This window comes from Peribacillus sedimenti, from assembly GCF_046237635.1.
Lineage (GTDB): Bacteria > Bacillota > Bacilli > Bacillales > DSM-1321 > Peribacillus > Peribacillus sedimenti.
This window is the reverse complement of sequence record NZ_CP143547.1, coordinates 2,988,270-3,005,428: the sequence shown is the minus strand read 5'-3', so window position 1 is coordinate 3,005,428 and position 17,159 is coordinate 2,988,270. Positions and strand designations below refer to the sequence as shown.

General features: G+C 45.4%; 16 protein-coding genes. 14 read left to right on the top strand and 2 right to left on the bottom strand.

The annotated features are described in order from the left end of the window. Window positions 1-528 precede the first annotated feature (528 nt). Both modA and V1500_RS14835 read left to right on the top strand, forming a co-directional pair. Window positions 529-1,338 (top strand): molybdate ABC transporter substrate-binding protein, encoded by an 810-nt coding sequence (gene modA, locus V1500_RS14840; protein WP_409300362.1) that lies wholly within the window; start codon window positions 529-531, stop codon window positions 1,336-1,338. Window positions 1,339-1,734: 396 nt separating this feature from the next. Continuing rightward, complete coding sequence (locus tag V1500_RS14835; protein WP_409306003.1) at window positions 1,735-2,454, top strand: Type 1 glutamine amidotransferase-like domain-containing protein; 720 nt, start codon at window positions 1,735-1,737, stop codon at window positions 2,452-2,454. 76 nt (window positions 2,455-2,530) lie between these two features. Here the strand turns inward: V1500_RS14835 and V1500_RS14830 are convergent, their stop codons facing one another. Then, entirely contained in the window at window positions 2,531-2,770 is a 240-nt protein-coding gene (locus tag V1500_RS14830) for a hypothetical protein (protein WP_409300360.1), read from the bottom strand. Window positions 2,771-3,079: 309 nt separating this feature from the next. Here V1500_RS14830 and V1500_RS14825 point away from each other — a divergent pair, with 309 nt between their 5' ends. Beyond that, a complete protein-coding gene (locus V1500_RS14825) occupies window positions 3,080-3,475 on the top strand; it encodes a VOC family protein (RefSeq protein WP_409300359.1) in 396 nt (131 codons plus the stop codon). A 103-nt stretch (window positions 3,476-3,578) separates the two neighbouring features. Here the strand turns inward: V1500_RS14825 and V1500_RS14820 are convergent, their stop codons facing one another. After that, window positions 3,579-4,802, bottom strand: a complete 1,224-nt coding sequence (locus V1500_RS14820) for a CdaR family transcriptional regulator (protein ID WP_409300358.1) — start codon at window positions 4,800-4,802, stop codon at window positions 3,579-3,581. A gap of 182 nt (window positions 4,803-4,984) precedes the next feature. On the opposite strand from V1500_RS14820, the gene V1500_RS14815 reads away from it, so the two are divergent. From V1500_RS14815 to V1500_RS14765, 11 genes are all read left to right on the top strand, one after another. Further along, entirely contained in the window at window positions 4,985-6,082 is a 1,098-nt protein-coding gene (locus V1500_RS14815) for an aromatic ring-hydroxylating oxygenase subunit alpha (RefSeq protein WP_409300356.1), read from the top strand. 63 nt (window positions 6,083-6,145) lie between these two features. After that, a complete protein-coding gene (locus V1500_RS14810; RefSeq protein ID WP_409300355.1) occupies window positions 6,146-7,564 on the top strand; it encodes an amino acid permease in 1,419 nt (472 codons plus the stop codon). Window positions 7,565-7,594: 30 nt separating this feature from the next. Beyond that, window positions 7,595-8,944: a flavin monoamine oxidase family protein gene (locus tag V1500_RS14805; RefSeq protein WP_409300353.1), complete on the top strand. Its 1,350-nt coding sequence runs from the start codon at window positions 7,595-7,597 to the stop codon at window positions 8,942-8,944. 169 nt (window positions 8,945-9,113) lie between these two features. Beyond that, on the top strand, window positions 9,114-9,992 hold the full coding sequence (locus V1500_RS14800; RefSeq protein WP_409300351.1) for a 3-hydroxyacyl-CoA dehydrogenase family protein: 879 nt from the start codon (window positions 9,114-9,116) through the stop codon (window positions 9,990-9,992). 35 nt (window positions 9,993-10,027) lie between these two features. Continuing rightward, entirely contained in the window at window positions 10,028-10,732 is a 705-nt protein-coding gene (locus V1500_RS14795; RefSeq protein WP_409300349.1) for a CoA transferase subunit A, read from the top strand. Beyond that, window positions 10,716-11,384: a 3-oxoacid CoA-transferase subunit B gene (locus tag V1500_RS14790; protein WP_409300347.1), complete on the top strand. Its 669-nt coding sequence runs from the start codon at window positions 10,716-10,718 to the stop codon at window positions 11,382-11,384. Before V1500_RS14795 ends, V1500_RS14790 begins: the two co-directional genes overlap by 17 nt. Before the next feature lie 19 nt (window positions 11,385-11,403). Next, on the top strand, window positions 11,404-12,177 hold the full coding sequence (locus V1500_RS14785; RefSeq protein WP_409300345.1) for an enoyl-CoA hydratase/isomerase family protein: 774 nt from the start codon (window positions 11,404-11,406) through the stop codon (window positions 12,175-12,177). A gap of 11 nt (window positions 12,178-12,188) precedes the next feature. After that, on the top strand, window positions 12,189-13,340 hold the full coding sequence (locus tag V1500_RS14780) for an acyl-CoA dehydrogenase family protein (RefSeq protein WP_409300343.1): 1,152 nt from the start codon (window positions 12,189-12,191) through the stop codon (window positions 13,338-13,340). Between the two features lie 16 nt (window positions 13,341-13,356). Then, entirely contained in the window at window positions 13,357-14,550 is a 1,194-nt protein-coding gene (locus tag V1500_RS14775; RefSeq protein WP_409300341.1) for a thiolase family protein, read from the top strand. An 18-nt stretch (window positions 14,551-14,568) separates the two neighbouring features. Beyond that, window positions 14,569-15,558, top strand: coding sequence for a hydroxyacid dehydrogenase (locus V1500_RS14770; protein WP_409300339.1), 990 nt, complete (start codon window positions 14,569-14,571; stop codon window positions 15,556-15,558). 14 nt (window positions 15,559-15,572) lie between these two features. Beyond that, the gene (locus tag V1500_RS14765) at window positions 15,573-16,658 is read left to right on the top strand and encodes a tartrate dehydrogenase (RefSeq protein ID WP_409300337.1); all 1,086 of its coding nucleotides are present in this window, start codon (window positions 15,573-15,575) and stop codon (window positions 16,656-16,658) included. Window positions 16,659-17,159 lie beyond the last annotated feature (501 nt).

Genomic DNA, 17,159 nt, shown 5'->3' with positions numbered 1-17,159 from the left:
TCCTTTTGTTGGCTGCAATTTCAGATGATCCGTTTTGTCGCTGTAAAGGATCTTAATGGTTTATAGGTTGAACTTTTCTCAATATGTTTTAAACTATCTAAAGACTATGTCCTGCCTGCTAATAACGATATTGGAAGAATCCTTTGTTCTTTTCCTGTTATCAGCAGCAACAGGGGCTGGAAAGGAAGGATTCTTATTCGTTTTATGGTTTTTCTCTATTTGTTCAGGTCTTTAATATCTCTTCTCATGCCCTCCAGCACGGAAGACAGGCAGTTCCCTTTTTGACAAGGTCATAGAGGGTTAATTTCGAGATTTTTAATAGCTGGGAAACCTCTCAATCGTATAGGAAAGCTCCCTTGACCTTAGCTTCGCCTCTATCCTATATTCTAATTTACTGTGTAGTCAAAAGTATATTCTTTGAAACAAGTATGACGGATTCAATATTTTTCGTGCGTTCCAGTTCTAACTTATATAATTAGTTAAAATTAATTATTAACTGTTATAATTAATGCGAAAGGATGATAGATAATGTTAAATAGATATCTTGTTATTCTCTCGACGGTTCTGCTCTTCCTGACATTGTCTGGATGTTCAGCCAATGAGCGAGTTATAAAGGAAGAAGCGGGGAAGCAGGAAGGATCCGAGAAGAAAGTAGAATTGACAATTTCAGCAGCGGCAAGCCTGCAAGATGCCTTAAAAGAGATTAAAGCAGCCTTCCAGGAGGAGCATCCAAACGTGAAAGTAAACTTTAACTTTGGAGCATCGGGTGCACTACAGCAGCAAATAAATCAGGGCGCACCTGTTGATCTTTTCTTCTCTGCTGCCGAAGACAAATTTGATAAATTGGTCCAAGACGGGCAAATTGATCAGAAAAAATCAACAGACCTGGTTGGAAATGAACTTGTATTAGTAGTGCCAATGAGTTCGAATAAAAAGATTAAGTCTTTTGAAGACCTTGCAAATATAGAGAAAATAGCAATTGGCACCCCGGAGGCTGTACCAGCAGGACAATATGCGAAGGAAACATTAGAAAATATAAATATTTGGAAATCGGTTGAAGGATCGGTAGTATTTGCAAAAGATGTTAGGCAGGTGCTTACATATGTTGAGACTAATAATGTTGACGCGGGGATCGTTTACAAAACAGATGCGATGATTTCTAAGAAGGTTAAGGTTGCAGCCACCGCAAAGGAAAATACTCACGCACCCATCATATATCCTGTAGGTGTGGTTAAGAATACTGAACACCTTAAACAAGCTCTATTATTCTATGATTATCTTCAAAATGAAAAGTCAATGAGCACTTTAGAAAAGTATGGATTTACGGACATCAATTAATATGAAAATGGAAACAAGGCCCTTTAATGAAGGAGCCTTTTTTATTATCGAACTTTTTATACCCTACTAATTCGGATCCATCAAGCGATCTTTCCTAAAACACAAACAAATGTTAGTATAAATCCAAATCATACCATATGATAAACTTGTAATAGTGCAGGTGTTTTTCCAGGTTGTTACTATTAGTGTATTTGCAGAATTAGAAAGTAATCAATCCTTTTTGTCTTTTCCATAAGGAATATAAAACATTTGAATTTTACAGAAGGTGAGATGTGTGCCTGTTAAAGATAATGTGTGTTTCTGAAGATTAAGGGGCAATAAGGTGAAGCAATGCTCCACCGATCGCTGGGGTGGAGGGGTTATCAAATTATGCTTTATTTGAAAGGAAGCGGCCATATGAGACAAATCATTGCTTTAGGAGGCGGAGGTTTTTCAATGGAGCCTCAGAATCCTCTGCTAGATTCATATATACTTAATCAATCAAAAAAGCCACAGCCAAAAATTTGTTTTATTCCTACTGCAAGTGGAGACTCGGACAATTACATCTCCAGGTTTTATCAATTCTTCGAACAACAGAACTGCCAGCCGTCCCACTTATCATTATATAAACCACCTACCAGAGATTTAGAGGGCTACATTTTGGAAAAGGACATCATTTATGTTGGTGGTGGAAATACCAAGAATTTATTAGCTTTATGGAAGGAATGGGAGCTGGATATCATGCTGAGAAGGGCTTGGGAGCAAGGAATAATACTAACTGGTGTCAGTGCCGGTTCTATTTGTTGGTTTGAAGAAGGAGTCACTGATTCATATGGCGATGGACTGGAACCAATCAAGTGCCTGGGTTTTTTAAAGGGCAGTAATTGCCCACATTATGATGGCGAAATAGACAGGAGACCAACCTATCATAATCTTATAGCTTCTAAGAAAATTAAGGGTGGAGTGGCAGCAGATGACGGTGTTTCAGTACATTACATAGAGCAGGAGATTAGCAATATCGTCAGCTCAAGACCAGGTGCTAAAGCGTATAAAGTTGACTTTGATACACTGGGGATCGAGACAGAGCTGGAAATAGAATTCTTAGGTCGTACAAAAAAGGAGGAACGAGACCGATAGTTGTTCGGGCAAAGAAGGATAGGGAGATGTAATGAATTGAAAATAAAAGAAAGGAATAAAAAAAGGACTGCATCGATCAGTCCAAATTTTCATCCCATTGCTTCGCTTTTCTTTCTAATTCTGACTCTATCCAGTCTTCATTCAATTCTTTCATGAATTTATAATCATCTTTATGCCCGTTGGCTTTTAGCTCATTCAGTAATTTGGCAATCTTCTCGGCTGATGTATGCAGAACACCATCCACATCCCTCTGCTCTTCTCTAATTATAAAAATCCTCATTAATTCCATAAAAATATCATCATTCGTCCTTTTCATTCATGTAGCACCCTTTCCAGCTTATCGTGAGAGTTAATATTTAACACAGGCATTTACAGCATGGACATTATAATGCTTATGTAATTTCTTTTGATACATTCCAGGATATTGGTGTGAGTATAAGAAAATATCACGGGTAATGTTTGGTAAATTAGCTGTATAATCCGTTCATTCATATAAAAACGAACGAATGTTCCGTTTTTTCTTGTATTTTTTTCCATATGGGTTATAATATACACACGAACTAGAAGGAATACACTCAACGGAATATCATGAAATTATTAAATGGAATTGACAGGAGGGAAAAACATGGGAAGATTGATTCATTTTGAAATTCATGTGGATGATATGGAGCGGGCGAAGAAGTTTTATGGAGAGGTATTCGGATGGTCATTTCAGGATTGGAGTGAGTATGCAGGAATGCCTTATTTCGGAGCAGTCACGGGCGATGAGAAGGAACTGGGAATTAATGGTGCTTTGATGCAGAGGCAAGGTGCTGCGCCGGAACCAGGACAGGCATTAAATGGATTTGCATGTACTATGGGTGTCGAAGATTACGATCAAACGGAAGCCATAATTATCGGTAATGGCGGTAAGGTGGCGATGGCCAAGCATGCTCTGCCGGGTATGGCGTGGCAAGGATACTATATAGATACAGAAGGCAACATATTCGGCATTCATCAGCCAGATGAGAATGCAAAATAGTTACATGACAGGTGAAAACTGATAAGAGAAGGAGAATGCACTGGGCCATTCTCCTTTTTCTAAGGCTCTGGTACATATGCATACGGAATCGGCGAGTATGATCCTACGTAACAGGGGATTTTTCCTTCGTTCTGGACTCCTCATAGATCTGGATAGCGGTATAAAGCAGCATACATTGTTCAAACTGGCTTGTATCCAGGGAAGTCAGTTCTTTAATCCTTTCAAGCCTGTAGATGATCGTATTGCGGTGTATATACATATTCCGGGAGGCTACGCTTAAGTTCATATTATGCTTGCAGAACATATTAAAGGTTTGAGCGAGGATGTCGTAATTGTCCTGCTGGATTAATGGGGTAATGAGCTGGATCAGCTTGTGCTGCAAATCCTTGCTTAATTCTTTTGGCAGCAATCTAAGCAGCGTTTCGCGTTCATTATAAAAATAAATGCAAGGCTCCGGCTCGGTTGATTTGCCAATTTTCATCGCTTTTTTTGCATGATTGTACGACTCTGAAAAGCCGCCAATCCCGCTTGAAACATCGCCGGCGGCCATGCAGGCGGAAACGCTGTATTTGGATTCAAGAAACGTATTTAAGCGCTGCAGTTTTCTTTCCAGATTTTCCTGAAGCTGTGAGAAGGATTGGTTTTTCATGATGGATTTGAAGATGACAAAACGTTCGATGTTGATGGATGAAATGATATCATCTTTTGTTTCATGGAAGAGCAGATGAAGAAAATCCAGAATCTCTTTTTGGAAATACTGCAGCTGTGCACCGTTAAACAGTGTTTCATTCCGGATATCGTTTTTTGGTTTCTGAGAGGGAGAATAGATATCGATCAATAAACAGGTCCTGTCCTTTTGCAGATCATAATGCAGCATATCGGCATACTTAATAATGTGGTCGTTATCTTCGGTATCATTATAGTGGATCACTCGATGGACAAACAATTCGACCATTTTTGCCTGTAATTCCAGAACCTCTTTTCTAAATGCATCCTGGCACATCATTTCTACCTGATTTTTAACCAGCTGCACATATTTTTCCACTTCTCTGGGGTCTCCGATGATCCCTAAAACCCCGATTACTTCATTATTGAATTTTAACGGGACCGAAACGCCTGGCAGGATGCGGTTTTCTATTTTTTCCTGGCAATCAACCATACGGTCCTTTTTGATCACTTCGAGGGAGGGCTTATGGAAAATCCCGATTCTGTCTTTGTCGGTACAGCCGATGATAAATCCCTCGTTATCTGTAATGCTGATCGGATATTTGAGGACCTCACTTGTTTTTTCGGTAATGTCCTGGGCTATATGCTCTAGAATATTCAAAGTTATGGCCACCTCCCTATGCTGGATTGTCGAATGACTCCTGTAGAAATAAAACAAAAATCTCCCTCTATTTTATAATATTTTTAGTCAAAATAAACATACTATTATGAATTTTTACAATCTATAATCTATTTAACTAAATACTTATACTATATTTTTCCGTGAAAAAGGGAGGGGAATCTGTGTCCGATTATGAGGTGAGAGTTAGCGGGAAGTTAAGTGAAGCACATACTTTGCCAGCCCGGCTTTACCGGGATCCTGAAGTATTGGAGTTGGAAAAAAGGGAAATCTTCAGCAAAACCTGGCAATATGCCGGGCACACCAGCCAGCTAAGCAAGCCGGGAGATTATGTAACGACCGAGGTAGCGGGTAAATCAATCCTTTTAACATATGCAAAGGATGGACAAATGCGTGCATTTTATAATGTTTGTTCTCACCGTGCCTCGAAACTTGCGGACGGGGAGGGGAACAAGCCTATCTTGACCTGCCCATACCATGCATGGACGTACAGACTGGACGGTTCTCTCAACAGGGCCCCCAATATGGACGGCGTTGAAAATTTTCACCCCGATGATTTTTGTTTAAAAACGGTAAGGCTTGAGATCGTAGAATCTTTTATCTTTGTCAATCTCGATCCAAATGCAGAACCTATGTCTGTCCTGTATCCTGATTTATTTAAGCATGTCAGAAAATATAGCCTTGGAAACTTCAAAAAGGCTAGAGTAATTGAGACCATCTGTAAATCCAATTGGAAGGTCGGTATCGACAATTATTTGGAATGCGACCATTGTTCAATCGTTCATAAAGCGCTTGTTTCCAAGCTGGATATGAAGAAATATGAAATGGAGATGTATGATAACTACTCTTATCAGGGAACACCGTTAAAGGGAATTGAAGGAGAATACGGGCTTGGACAGGGCGGGCGTTATTATTGGCTCTATCCGAATACCTGGTTCTCGTTTGATCCGGGACCTGCCAACCTTTCCATTCATCAATCCATTCCAATCGACCACAAAACCACGAAATATATCTACACTACTTTCTTTATGACAGATGAGGTAAGCGAAGAAGAAGAAGAATTGATGGCGATCGACCAATTGGTTCGGAAAGAGGATTTGGAAATCTGCGAAGAGGTCCAGAAAGGAATTGAAACGGGCGCCTACACGCAGGGAAGATTCTCGCTTACTGAAAACCTGGTCCATCATTTCCAATTGCTCGTACAAAAAGACCTCGAGCAAAGCCTGCAAAGACTTGCTGCTAAAATCCCCTCAACGATTTAACACAATTGTTTGGAAAAAGTAATGTAAGCGCTTTCTTATATTTATAAGAGATGAGGGATCGATATGGTAAAAGAAACAGAAAACCATACACAATTACAGCGCACAATGAAAAGCCGCCATCTTTTTATGCTTTCACTCGGGGGAATGATCGGGACCGGGCTGTTTTTAGGGTCTGGCTATGCGATCGGAGAGGCAGGGCCGCTCGGAGCGATTTTGGCCTATCTGGTCGGAGGACTGTTGATGTATTTATCCATGGTATGTCTGGGCGAATTATCTGTGGTCATGCCGGTTTCCGGCTCGTTTCAGGCTCATGCGGCAAGGTTTATCGGACCGGCTACAGGATTTGTGCTTGGCTGGGTGTACTGGCTGAGCTGGGCCATGTATATCGGCCTTGAGTTTGTGGCAGCGGGACTCCTGATGAAACGATGGTTTCCTGATGTTCCGACATGGATTTGGTGTGCGATCTTCATTGCCGTCTTGTTCACGATCAATTCGCTTACAACGAGGGCGTTTGCCGAGACAGAATATTGGTTCGCCGGCATCAAGGTGCTAGCAGTTATCTTATTTATCATTATCGGGGCCGGAGCTATTTTTGGAGTGATCAAGATGGAATCACAGGCAACTCCGTATATGTCCAATTTCATTGGGGACGGGCTGTTCCCGGCCGGAATAACTGGTGTATTCATCTCCATGATGACCGTCATTTTCGCGTTCCAGGGTTCCGAAATTATGGGTGTAGCTGCAGGTGAAACGGAAAATCCCGAGAAGAATATACCGAAAGCCATCCGTAATATCGTGATTCGGGTTTTGTTATTCTTTGTATTTTCCATATTCGTCTTATCAGCGCTGGTTCCATGGAAAGAGGCTGGAGTGCTGGAAAGCCCCTTCGTTACTGTTTTTGATATGGTAGGTATCCCGTATGCCGCCGACATTATGAATTTTGTTATTTTAACCGCAATCTTGTCTGTTGGAAATACAGGGATGTTTGCCTGTACGAGGGTCCTTTTCTCACTGTCTGAATCCGGTATGGCACCTGCTGCCTTCAAAAAGTTAAATAAACGCAGGGTTCCTATATACGCATTGCTGGTCACACTTGCATTCGCACTTCTTTCCTTATTGACAAGCGTGATTGCAGCGGACACCGTATTTGTTGTCCTGCTGGCCGTAAGCGGAATCGGCGGTACACTGACGTGGATGGCGATCGCGTTTGCCCAGTACAGATTCCGCAGGCAGTATATGAGGGAAGGCGGAAAACTGGAGGATTTGCAATACCGCGTCCGGCTGTTCCCGTTCGTGCCGTTTCTTTGTATCGGAATGTGCCTGTTCATATTCGGATTCATGTTCTTCGACTCGGCCCAGCGCACCTCGCTTCTATGGGGATTGGGATTTGTAGCCGCATGCTACCTCTATTATTATGTGATGTTTACGAGAAGAAAGGCAGCTGTGCCGGTGCTTCCAACGACACAGGAAAATCAGTTATAGAAGCTAAAATAATAACTTAGGAGAATCATTATGCAAAACACTACAAGCAGAGAAAGATATGATGTCATTATCATTGGCGGAGGATTTGCAGGGGTTTCGGCGGCCAGGGAACTGCGTCTTTTGGGACATAAGGTTTTGATCCTAGAGGCGCGTGAGAGGATCGGGGGCCGTACTTGGGTGGATCATCGCCTTGATTCCAATCTGGAAATGGGAGGTACGTATGTGCACTGGCATCAGCCTCATGTCTGGAGTGAAATCATGAGGTATGGCCTGGACATTGTTTCAGGGCCGAAGACAGAAAAAGTTTACTGGATCTCTGATGGAAGGACATACAGCGCCACACCGGAGGAATATAAAAATAAGCTGAGGGCAACCGTGCAGCGATTAATGAGAGAAAGCCACAGATACATTCCGCTGCCATTTGAGCCGCTTCATTCCCCGCTGCTAAAGGAAATAGACGGCATGACAGCCGAGGAATTCATGAAACAAGCCGGGCTGACCCAAGAGGAATATGACATCCTGCATGGGTGGATTGCTTCAGACTTTTGCGGAGCTCCTTCAGAAGGAGGCGTAACCCAAATTTTCCGCTGGTGGGTGTTCTCACAAGGAAATTGGGACACGCATAGCGCGATGATTTCCAGCTATCGCCTGAAGGATGGCACCAAAGCTTTGATTGAACACATGTCTGCCGATGCAAAAGCTGATATCAGGCTTTCAACGATTGTAACGAAGGTCGTCCAAAACCGGGATGGGGCAGTGGTTACCGACCAAAAGGGCAGCGAGTATCTGGCAGACAGTGTCATTGTGACTGTTCCGCTTACCACTCTTCAAAACATAGAGTTTGTGCCCGCGCTGTCATTGAAAAAACAGGCTGCGTCAAGGGAAGGTCAGACATCCACGGGTGTGAAGGTATGGGCACGTGTCAAAGGAAGGCTTGAGGCTTTCGATGCACTGGCTCCTGGCACCTACCCTTTGAATTCAGTTCATTTAGACAGATATGTAGAAGGCGACAGCATTTTGGTCGGCTTTGGCCCCAATGCGGACTGGCTGGATCCCATGAATCGGGATGGAGTGGAAAAAGCGCTGCGCCACTGGATTCCGGACATTGAGGTGATCGAGAGTACAGGCCATGACTGGGTGAATGATGAGTTCTCCATGGAAACCTGGCCAATGCTGAAACCAAAACAGCTCACATCTTACTTCGAGGAGTGGAATACTCCGGAAAACTCTGTCTTCCTTGCCGGTACCACTTATGCGAGGGGATGGGCAGGTTTTATTGACGGGGCGATAGAAAACGGCGTGACTGTCGGGAGGAGAGTCCATAAGTACTTAAGAGCAGAGACTGCAAATCAGGAGAGGCAGCATGTTCCGAATCTATAATTTGAACGAGTGTCCTTTGTGGACACTTTTTTTGGGGTTATGACAGTCATTCAAAATGGATAAAATGTAAAACTCAAATTCCATTTATTTTTGTGAGAAATGCACATAGATTTTTAGGATGCTAGTTTTCGATAATAGAAATAAGTGAAAAACTGGAAAGGGGAAGCGTATGAAATATCTATCAGTAATCGGGGCAGGAACGATGGGCAGGGGAATTGCGTACACTGCCGCATTGAATGGATTTTCCGTCTTATTGCAGGATATGAATGAAGAAACTGTGCTTGCGGCAAAGGAGTATATCAAAAAAGAATTGAAGAGAAGTGCGGACCATAGCTATATACAGCCGGAACAAATGGAGTCAGCCCTATCAAATATTCAATACACTACTAATTTCAAGGAAGCAGCAGAACGACCGGACATTGTGATTGAAGCAGTCTATGAGTCTATTCCATTGAAGATGGATATTTTTAAGTCACTCGATGAGCTTTGTCCTCCACATACGATTCTGGCTACAAATACTTCAACGCTCAGCCCCACTGAAATTGCCTCGCAAACCGGGAGGCCGCAACAATGTGTTGCAATGCATTTCTTCAATCCGGTCCACAAAATGAAGTTGGTTGAAATCATCCGCGGGCTCGATACAGCCGATGAGACCGTGGCCATTGCTAAGGATGTGGCGGAAAGGCTTGGGAAAGAAACGGTGGAGGTTAATGAATTTCCGGGCTTTGTTACGAGCAGGATGAACTGTCTGATTGGAAATGAAGCGATGAATATGCTGATGGAGGGTGTGGCTTCAGCAAAAGACATTGATAAGGCTATGAAGCTTGGACTCAACCATCCAATGGGACCGCTTGAGCTGGCAGATTTGGTGGGGCTTGATACACGCCTTCGGAATATGGAATATCTATACCAGACATTAGGTGAAAAATACCGTCCATGTCCGCTTCTGATCAAATATGTAAAGGCAGGGAGACTCGGCCGCAAATCGGGACAGGGCTTTTATGATTACCGCAAACAAGCCCAACCGGCGACAGGACGTAAGAATTGATTGGAGACCTGATGGATCGGAGAGGAGGAATTTGGATGAGGATGGTCCAATCAACAAAGATAAAGACTCCCGAGGAAGCGATAGATTTAATCAAAGATGGCGATACCCTTTTGGTAGGCGGGTTCGGGTTATGTGGGACCCCTTTTACACTAATAGATACGATAGCCGGACAGACCAAAGCGAAGAACCTGACCGTAATCAGCAATAATCTGGGCGAAGCAGGAAAAGGGCTGGGCAAGTTGCTGCAGACAGGGCACTTAAAGAAAGCAATCGGTTCTTATTTCACATCCAACCGCGATGCTGTGAAAGCGTGGAAGAATGGGGAATTGGAAATTGAAGTCATTCCCCAGGGAACGCTTGCTGAGGCGGTACGGGCCGGCGGAGCGGGGATTGCGGGTTTCTATATTAAGACAGGAGTGGGGACCTTGCTTGCAGCCGGAAAGGAAGAAAAGGTTTTTAAAGGGGAAAGACATATTTTAATAGAATCCCTTAGGGGAAATGCCGCACTCATCAAAGCTTGGAAGGCAGATGTAATGGGAAATCTCATCTACCATAAATCTGCAAGGAATTTCAATCCGATGATGGCTACCGCCGCTGACCTGGTGATTGCGGAGGTAGATGAAATCGTCGATACGGGAGAGCTTGACCCCGAGTGGATCGTTACCCCTCATAATTATGTCGATGCCATTGTAGAAAGCCGCTATGTAAAATCGGGGGGTGTCTATGTTGAAAGACAGTAAGGGAGAGCGTGCACGGATTGCAAAAAGAATAGCGAGGGAGTTGAAAAGCGGGATGGTTGTCAATCTGGGTGTTGGCATACCAACATTAATCCCCGATTTTCTAAAAGCGGACCAGGGAGTATTTTTACAGTCAGAAAACGGAATGCTCGGCATGGGACCAACACCGCCGGCTGAAGAGATTGATATGGACTGCATCAGTGCCAGCAAACATCCCGTCACACTGGAAAAAGGGAGTGCGATTTTTTCCAGTGCTGATTCCTTCGTCATGATCCGCGGCGGCCATATTGATGTAGCAGTGCTCGGTGCCCTTCAGGTGAGCGAAACAGGGGAGATAGCCAATTGGGCTGTTCCCGGAGCCGACATTCTTGGAGTCGGCGGGGCTATGGACCTTGTGTCGGGCGCCAAAAAAATCATCGTCGGGATCACCCATAATGCAAAGGGTGGGTCGCCAAAGCTTGTTAAACAGTTAACCTATCCAACAAGCGGCCTAAGGATGGCAGAGTTGATTGTGACTGAAAAGGCGGTCTTTTCCATTGAAAATGGCGTGATGGTGCTGACGGAAATTGCAGAAGGTGTAACCCTGGAGGAAATAAAGTCTTCGACTGAAGCCAGATTTCAAGTTGCTCGGAATATGCAATTGATGAATGTGTGAACAAGGAGTGGGTTCAGGAATGGCGAACAATTTATTGATAAATGTTGAAGATGGGATTGGAATCATTACAATCAACCGTCCGGAAGTACGTAATGCTTTGAACGCTGAAACACTTCGAGAATTGGAAGCGGTATTGGAAGAATGGCGAGAGAATGACGAAGTAGCGGTGGTTATTTTCACCGGGGCAGGGGAAAAATCCTTCGCAGCCGGCGCTGATATCGCCCAGCTGCAGCAGAGGACGATGCGTGACGCGTTGAAACCAAATATGACTTCTGTATACCGGAAGATTGAAGAATATGAAAAAGCAACGATTGCTGCCATCAATGGATATGCTCTTGGCGGAGGGCTGGAGCTGGCTTTGGCATGTGACCTTCGTATTGCTGCAGACCATGCAAAGCTCGGGCTGCCGGAGCTGAATCTAGCGATCATACCCGGCGCAGGCGGTACCCAGAGGCTGACAAGAATCGTTGGAAAAGGAAAAGCGATGGAGATGATTTTGCTGGGGGACATGGTTTCCGCTGAGGAGGCTTCCAGAATTGGACTTGTCTCAAAGGCGGTGAAGAAGGAGGACCTCCTTCAAGAGGCGATGGAAATGGCTCGGAAATTGGCAGCCAAAGGCCCTTTGGCAGTCCGTCTTGCCAAGGCAGTCATACATCATGGTGCGGATGCCGATATGGGAATGGCGCTCATGATGGAAAAGCTTGCCCAGACCATTTTAATGGGTTCTGAGGACAAGCTGGAAGGCACGCGGGCATTTTTGGAAAAACGCAAACCAGTATTTTCAGGAGAATAGGGGAGAGAAACATGAACTTTCAATTGCCAGAGGAAATAGAATTGCTGCGGGAAACGGTAAGGGACTTTGTTCAAAATGAAGTAGAAAAAGTTGCGATGGAAATCGAGGAAAACGATGAAATACCGGAGCGGATCGTCAATATGTCAAAGGAGCTGGGCCTGTTTGGGCTGGGTATTCCCGAAGAATATGGCGGTCTTGGCCTGGATATGGTCGGGAAGTGCGCCATCTACGAAGAGCTTGGCAAAACGCATAATGGTTACACCACATTGATTGGCGCGCATACAGGTATTGGTTCGGTCGGCATAGTCGAGCTTGGCACTGAGGAACAAAAACAGAGATACCTGCCCAAGATGGCGTCAGGTGAATGGATTGGTGCTTTTGCATTGACCGAACCCAGCGCTGGCTCCAATGCTGCCAATTTGAAAACGACAGCTGTCCGGAGAGGTGACCGCTATATCATCAATGGATCAAAGCACTACATCACCAATGCGGTGTGCGGGCATGTGTTTACAGTTATGGCCATAACGGATGCATCCCAGGGTGCGAAGGGGATTACATCTTTTATTGTGGAGAAGGATTTTCCTGGCTTTAAGGTCGGGACAGTTGAACGGAAGATGGGGCTACGCGGTTCCCATTCAGCAGAATTGTTCTTCGAGGATCTTGAAGTGCCTGCTGAAAATGTGCTTGGTGAAGAAGGGAAAGGGTATGTGAATGCCTTAAAAATACTCGCCAATGGCCGTGCCGGACTTGCAGCACGGAATTTGGGCTCGTGTGAAAAGCTGCTTGAGATGAGCCTTCAATATTCGATGGAGAGGGAGCAATTTGGCAAGCCTATTTTTGAACAGCAGGCGGTCCAGCATATGCTCGCGGATATGGCGGCTGAAATCGAAGTATTGCGTGCGATGACCTTCCGGGTTGCCTGGATGACGGACCAGAATATGCGGGTTGTCAAGGAAGCTGCGATTGCAAAACTTTATGGCTCGGAAGTATACAACAGGGTGGCTGACATGGCAGTCCAGATTCATGGAGGCATCGGTTATATGAGGGATTATCCAATCGAACGGTTTTACCGGGATGCCAGGATCACGAAAATATATGAAGGAACAAGCCAGATCCAGAAAAATATCATAGCAAGCGAGCTAAAAAGAAGCTTCTATAAATAACAAGGGGTGTCGAGAATTGAGAAACGTCGTAATAGTGGATGGAGTCAGGACAGCGGTTGGGAAAATGGGCGGAACTCTTAGGGATGTAGAAGTGGATCGATTATCAGAAGTGGTGATGAGAGAAGTTCTGAACAGGAGCGGTGTCGAGGGTGAGGCGGTCGACCAGGTCATTTGGGGGCAGGCCAAGCAAAGCTCAGACCATCCCAATCTTGCCCGTCTTGCTTCATTAAGGGCCGGTTTGCCAATCGAAGTGGCAGGCTATACGGTCCATCGCCAGTGTGCTTCCGGACTGCAGGCGATCCTCAACGCAGCCCAGGAAATCATGTGCGGATACAGTGAGGTTGTGCTGGCGGGCGGTGCTGAGAGTATGAGTACAGCTCCCTATTATTTAAGGGGTGCACGCTACGGGTTTGGTGCCGGAAATGCAGAAATCCTCGACCCGAATACAGAAAGCCAGCCGCGTGCACAGCCAATTGAGGTGTATGGGAATTTAACGATGGGTTTGACAGCTGAAAACCTGGCGGAAAAGTACAACATCAGCCGTGAGGAGCAGGATGAGTTTGCATACTCCAGTCAGGAAAAGGCAGCTGCAGCCATTCGGGAAGGCAAGTTCGAGCATGAAATAGTGCCGGTGGAAATCAAGAAGAAAAAAGAAACCATCTTATTTGATAAGGATGAACATCCTCGCTTAACTTCGATTGAAAAACTCGGACAGCTTAAGCCTGTCTTCAAAACTGGCGGGACTGTCACAGCTGGAAACGCAAGCGGCAGGAATGACGGCGCCAGCGCTCATATCGTCATGTCGGAAGATGAGGCGAGAAGGCGGGGGCTTGAGCCGCGAGTCCGAATCATTGCTCAGGCGTCCGCGGGGGTTTCGCCTGAAATCATGGGGATCGGCCCTGTGCCATCTACTTTGAAAGCATTGAAGCAGGCTGGCCTGACAGTGAATGATTTAGATTTGATCGAGCTAAACGAAGCATTTGCAGCACAAACCCTGGCTGTGATGAAGGAACTCGGGCTGGATGAGAAGAAAGTCAATGTGAACGGAGGGGCCATTGCTCTTGGACATCCGATTGGCGGAACGGGAGCGATTTTGATGACAAAGCTTATGCACGAGCTTGAGCGCACAGGAAAAAGATACGGCCTGGTCACCCTATGTATTGGCGGAGGCCAGGGATTATCAGCCATCGTAGAAAATCTGAGAGTATAAGATAAAAGGAGACGTCAAATGGCGAAGCCCAAAATGCTGCAGATTTTATCGATGTATCATGAAGAAGGTGAACGGATCCTGAACGAGGGAGCAGAAGTGATCCGAACAGATAAATACGCCGAGGCTTCCCTCTGCCGAATCGTTAGCGATGTGGAAGGTATTGTTCTCCGTGCCCCGGCAAAGCTCACAAGGAAAATCATCGATGCAGCGCCTAACCTGAGAGCGATATCGGGAGCAGGTGTCGGGCTTGATAACATCGATGTCAAGTATGCCACAGAAAAGGGGATTCCTGTGCTGCACGCCCCTTCAGTAAACGCCGTATCAACAGCAGAACATGCGGTGATGCTGATGATGGCATTAAGCAAGAATGTAATCGGGTTTCACAAGGAAATGTGCATTGGAAATTATGACTCGAGAATGAAGCTCAAGTCTTTCGAACTGAAGGGGAAGACCGCAGGCATCCTAGGCTTTGGCAGCATCGCGAAGGAAGTCGCAAAAAGGCTGAAAATGGGCCTCGAGATGGATGTATTAGTCTGGGTAAGAGAATATGATGAAAGCAAGCATGGCCTGGCCAGGGATATCGGCGCAAAGGTGACAACGGACCTGGAGCATGTGTTCAGCACATCAGATTATATTTCGATTCATATTCCGTTGACCAAAGCAACGAAGGGGTTAATAGAAAGACGCTATATCCAGCAGATGAAACCAACTGCCTTCCTGGTCAATACGGCACGCGGAGCAATTATCAATCAGGATGATATTTTGGAAGCGCTTAACGCAGACAAAATAGCAGGTGCAGCTCTCGATGTATTTGACCCGGAGCCGCCGCCCCGGAATCTGCCGTTGTTGTCACATCCAAAGGTCATTGTCACACCTCATGTGGGAGGCACGACTGTTGAGAGCAATCGTGTAATGGCTGCTACGGTAGCGAAAAACATCTTGAATGTTCTTGCGGGGGGACGGCCTGAGTACATCGGGAACCCAGAGGTTATGAAAAAAGTCTGGTAAAGGAGGCAGCAAGAGTGAGGAAGTATTCTATTGCATTGATACCAGGAGATGGCATCGGTGTGGATGTGATCAGGGAAGGAAGAAAGGTATTAGATACGATTTGCGAATTGGACGGAGGCATCAAGCTGGAATATGAGGAGTTTGACTGGAGCTGTGAATACTATCTTAAGAATGGCAGAATGATGCCTGAAAATGGGCTGGAGATCTTGAAAGACTTCAATTCTATTTATCTGGGGGCGGTAGGCTATCCAGGCGTACCTGACCATGTTTCGTTATGGGGGCTTCTCCTTCCGATTCGCCGCCAATTTCAGCAGTACATAAACATACGGCCTGTAAAATTGCTTCGGGGCTTAAAGTCACCGCTGGCAAACAGGGGTGCCGATGATCTGGACTTTGTAGTCGTCCGTGAGAACAACGAAGGGGAATACTCAAGCGTTGGGGGACGGATGTATGAGGGAACGGACCAGGACATGGCAGTTCAAAGCAGTGTGTTTACACGCCAGGGAGTGGAGAAGGTCCTGCGCTATGCGTACAATATTGCAGACCAGCAGGGCAAAAGAAAACGGCTGACAGCGGCTACCAAATCAAATGGAATCATTCATACAATGCCGTTTTGGGATGAATATGTCCAAAAGATCAATAAAGAATTTCCCGATGTTGAAACCAATATCACGCATATCGATGCCCTGTGCGCGTTTTTTGTCAGCAAACCGGATGTGTTTGATGTTGTCGTAGCTTCCAATCTTTTTGGTGATATTGTAACCGATTTGGGAGCGGCAATTATAGGCGGGATGGGGATAGCGCCGTCAGCTAATATCAATCCTGAGAAAAGGTTTCCGTCCATGTTTGAGCCGGTGCATGGTTCCGCGCCCGATATTGCAGGGAAGGGGATCGCCAATCCGACGGCCGCAATCTGGTGTGCCAGCATGATGCTTGAGCATCTGGGTGAGACAAAACTGGCAGAAGCCATATTGGAAGCCCTCCAGGATGTGCTTGAGGAAGGTGCTGCCGTGACACCTGACCTTGGCGGCACAGCGAAAACCGAGGAATTTGGAGACGAGGTCTGCAAAAAGCTGGCCAAGTATGCGGTGGCGAGATAGGTTTGGAGTGGTTCCACAGTCTTGGTGTAACATCACAGTAAAATATGTAAGTCTGGAATCCAGACCTTTTTTTGATCAAGAGAAAAAAAGACTGCCCCTCCATTGAAAGATGCATCTTACAAAGGGGGTGCAGTCATTTTTTAATTTTTAATGACCGACTGGTTGATCTTACGTGCAAGAAGCGAAGACTCCTGCGGGGGCAGCGGAACATTGGGGACCCGACAAGAGCGGTGGGCAATGCAGAGGCTCATGAACCCGCCCCGCGGAACTTTATTATAGGGGATGAACCAGGCATATTTTTTGAGCAGCTGGATCGCATCGATTAACGCCTGTGGATCGTATATGACATCTGTATCTATGATGGCAAACACATCTCTTGTCGTAATTTTTGCAGCATTATTTATAGCTTGTAATCTATTAAACAGAGTACTGCTGCACTCGCCAATACAAGTTTCAAGCTAAGGCATCATATTTTCATTAAATGATTGTACCCATTTCTAA

What these genes read in the sequence shown, in the direction of transcription:
- V1500_RS14810 (WP_409300355.1), top strand. Translation starts at nt 6,146, where the DNA reads ATGGTAAAAGAAACAGAAAACCATACACAATTACAGCGCACAATGAAA.
- V1500_RS14805 (WP_409300353.1), top strand. Translation starts at nt 7,595, where the DNA reads ATGCAAAACACTACAAGCAGAGAAAGATATGATGTCATTATCATTGGC.
- modA (WP_409300362.1), top strand. Translation starts at nt 529, where the DNA reads ATGTTAAATAGATATCTTGTTATTCTCTCGACGGTTCTGCTCTTCCTG.
- V1500_RS14825 (WP_409300359.1), top strand. Translation starts at nt 3,080, where the DNA reads ATGGGAAGATTGATTCATTTTGAAATTCATGTGGATGATATGGAGCGG.
- V1500_RS14830 (WP_409300360.1), bottom strand. Translation starts at nt 2,770, where the DNA reads ATGAAAAGGACGAATGATGATATTTTTATGGAATTAATGAGGATTTTT.
- V1500_RS14795 (WP_409300349.1), top strand. Translation starts at nt 10,028, where the DNA reads ATGAGGATGGTCCAATCAACAAAGATAAAGACTCCCGAGGAAGCGATA.
- V1500_RS14780 (WP_409300343.1), top strand. Translation starts at nt 12,189, where the DNA reads ATGAACTTTCAATTGCCAGAGGAAATAGAATTGCTGCGGGAAACGGTA.
- V1500_RS14785 (WP_409300345.1), top strand. Translation starts at nt 11,404, where the DNA reads ATGGCGAACAATTTATTGATAAATGTTGAAGATGGGATTGGAATCATT.
- V1500_RS14770 (WP_409300339.1), top strand. Translation starts at nt 14,569, where the DNA reads ATGGCGAAGCCCAAAATGCTGCAGATTTTATCGATGTATCATGAAGAA.
- V1500_RS14800 (WP_409300351.1), top strand. Translation starts at nt 9,114, where the DNA reads ATGAAATATCTATCAGTAATCGGGGCAGGAACGATGGGCAGGGGAATT.
- V1500_RS14790 (WP_409300347.1), top strand. Translation starts at nt 10,716, where the DNA reads ATGTTGAAAGACAGTAAGGGAGAGCGTGCACGGATTGCAAAAAGAATA.
- V1500_RS14835 (WP_409306003.1), top strand. Translation starts at nt 1,735, where the DNA reads ATGAGACAAATCATTGCTTTAGGAGGCGGAGGTTTTTCAATGGAGCCT.